At 51.3% G+C, this 2,660-nt stretch carries 2 protein-coding genes; one reads left to right on the forward strand and one right to left on the reverse strand.

Annotated elements, in window-relative coordinates; all coding sequences use genetic code 11:
- The first annotated feature begins 96 nt into the window (after positions 1-96).
- The gene (locus tag Q0231_RS09900; RefSeq protein ID WP_299347503.1) at positions 97-1,128 is read left to right on the forward strand and encodes a replication initiation protein; all 1,032 of its coding nucleotides are present in this window, start codon (positions 97-99) and stop codon (positions 1,126-1,128) included.
- Between the two features lie 232 nt (positions 1,129-1,360).
- Here Q0231_RS09900 and Q0231_RS09905 read toward each other — a convergent pair whose 3' ends face one another.
- Positions 1,361-2,368 (reverse strand): IS5 family transposase, encoded by a 1,008-nt coding sequence (locus Q0231_RS09905; protein WP_299347505.1) that lies wholly within the window; start codon positions 2,366-2,368, stop codon positions 1,361-1,363.
- Positions 2,369-2,660 lie beyond the last annotated feature (292 nt).

The following is a 2,660-nucleotide window of genomic DNA, read 5'->3' on the forward strand; positions in this document are numbered from 1 at the left end:
GGACTTAAAGGCATGATATGGGGACTTAAAGGCATGATATGGGGACTTAAAGGCATGATATGGGGACTTAAATACTTATTGACAGGCATTATATAAATGCCACAACATATGCCTATGGGGAAAACAACACAAGTGGCCGCTGATCGTGCCTATGACCAAACAAAGACGGTGCTACCCGCAGAGGTGGCGCAGGGTGTTTACATCAAACACGCGCCAAGCCTCCAATCACTCAAGCTGATGCACTTGATGGTGGCAAAAGCTGGGGGCCGTATGGCTGACGATGTGCGCCACGAAATGCGCCTATCTGATCTGAAGCAGATTGAGGGAATGCGGAACCATACGCGCCAGACAGTGGTGCCTTTGTTTGAAGAACTATCAGCGGCGGTCCTAACCATCGACGATGCCGTGAAAATGACCACAACGGTGGGCGGCTTGCTCGATCAGGCCAAGATTGATTACCGCCATGAGGGCGGCGGCGATGTTCTAATCTCTTGGACCTTCCGCACCACGTTCAAAGAAATGGCGCGAGACTCAAACCATTGGGCAATCCTTGATCGGCAAGCGGTCTTTCATCTGTCAAGCAAATACTCGGTGCTGCTGTTCCAGCACATCAGCAGCCTGACCAACTTAAAGCATGTTAACAGCAAGCGGTTTAGTGTGGCCGAATTGCGAGCAGTTTTTGGAATACCAGAAGGTCATTCTTCACGGTTCTCAAATTTCAAACAAAACATCATTGTGCCCGCCATTGCTGAGATCAACAGCGACCTAACACGGCTGCATCTGACTGCGACTTATCACAAGATTGGGCGCTCTGTGGCAGAGGTTGAAATTGCTTGGGAAGAGGAAGCCGATTTATCCAGAGTAAAGGCTGAATTGGACCGTCCGAAGGCTGGCCGCAAATCACGCAGGGAAGGCACAGACGAAAAACCAGTTCTGTCGTTCCCCGCGTCTGGCAGCGTGCGCTATACGGCTCCTTGGGAAGAGATCGCCAAGGCCAACTGCAATTGGGATGCTGGCAAGATCGCGGATGCGTTTCGGGCGTTCTGTGCAGGAAAAAGAATTAAGCTCGATGCAAAAAACATCGAGATGCTATTTACCAACTTCTGTGCGAAGCAGCCACGGATTTAAAAATGAACGGAAAGTAATGTACAGATGAATACTTATCTAATGTAATTGCAAATTGCATTAGCAGTGTATGAACCAGTTATTCGAGGCGTCCAATTGATAGATTTTTGGAGATGTCCAACTTTAAACCGTCAAGACGTCTGCGTAACGGGGTGTGATTTGTGATTTTCAGGAATTTGACCATTCGCCTTGGTCCGCTGAGTTTTCAGCGGACACAAAGCGTTTGAGGGTTTGGTTATGCGATTGCGTTGGTTTGCGTGTTGAGGGTGATTTTGTTTGCGGCCTTGAGCAGGTTCTGCCCGATTGCCGCCATCGCCAGCTGGGCGTGAGTTTTGTCGGTCCCAAAGTAGCGTGCACGGTGCAGGCCGAAGAGGCGCTTCATGGTGCCGAAGCATTGTTCCACCCGGAACCGGCGTTTGGAGATGAGCTTGTTGAAGCGCTTTTCTGAGGCACGCAGCGGACGATTGCGCACAGCCTTCCTCATGATCCCGTCGCGGTGTTTGCCGCGCATACTGGCCCGGTTTGCCTTGGACGCATAGGCTTTATCCGCCAACACGCGCTGTGCGCTTGCACCGACAATCATATGCTCAAACTCTGGGCTTTCGGCGCAGTTGGCAGGCTTGGTGTGAACGCGGTCGACAAAGCCTTCCTCGTCAGTGCGGGCGAAGCCTTTGTAACCAAGCGTGCTTTTTGAACCCTTTTTCACCCAACGTGCGTCTGGATCGGCGCTGAAATGCATCTGCTGATCATCAGCTGCCTCGCCCTCGGCCCGATCTTCAGGCGCATCAATATAGGTGCGGGGCCGCGCTGCGCTTGCCACTAAAGTCGCATCGATAATCGCAGCCTCAGCCTCCTTGAGCTTTAGACCGTGGTCTTCAATCTGGCGGCAAACTTCAGCCAGAAGATCGTCATAAACGCCACCGTTCACCAAAGCGTTGCGGAACCGACAATGGGTTGTCTCATCCGGGACTGCAGCGTGCAAATCGAGCCCACAAAAGATCATGAAGTCCAGCCGCACCTTTAGCGCACGCTCCAGCTTGGGGTCGCTCAGGCCGTGCCATTGACCAATCAGAAGGCATTTAAACAAGACCAGTGGATCATACCCTTGCGGGCCGACCCCAGATCGCCCAAGACCGCGCTTGAGTATCGGCGAAAACGAACGCCAATCCATCAGCGCATCAATCTTCGCCAGCGCATCATCAGCCCCAATCCGCTCCGTCGCTTCACGCAAAAACAAATCCATCAAAAACTCCACAAAACTCTCGAAAACAGTACCAAAATCAACAAATCATGGGAATCCTCTAATTGTGCAGAGGTCTTTGAAAGAGAGTTTGATGGGGAGCTGCATCAACGGCGGTTAACGCAGAATTTCTTTTTTAAATATCCCGAAATTCAAAAGTAAAATGGCTCGCATGGCTACGCTGGCCCACGTACACGATGTTAATGTACAGGCCACTTGTCGTCTTGGCCACCAGCACTGGCGTTGGGAATTTAACTATTGGATTTGGGTTTAGGAAAAACCAAATCGCCACCAT

Source organism: uncultured Maritalea sp. (genome assembly GCF_937139385.1).
GTDB classification, from domain to species: domain Bacteria; phylum Pseudomonadota; class Alphaproteobacteria; order Rhizobiales; family Devosiaceae; genus Maritalea; species Maritalea porphyrae_A.

What these genes read in the sequence shown, in the direction of transcription:
- Q0231_RS09900 (WP_299347503.1), top strand. Translation starts at nt 97, where the DNA reads ATGCCACAACATATGCCTATGGGGAAAACAACACAAGTGGCCGCTGAT.
- Q0231_RS09905 (WP_299347505.1), bottom strand. Translation starts at nt 2,368, where the DNA reads ATGGATTTGTTTTTGCGTGAAGCGACGGAGCGGATTGGGGCTGATGAT.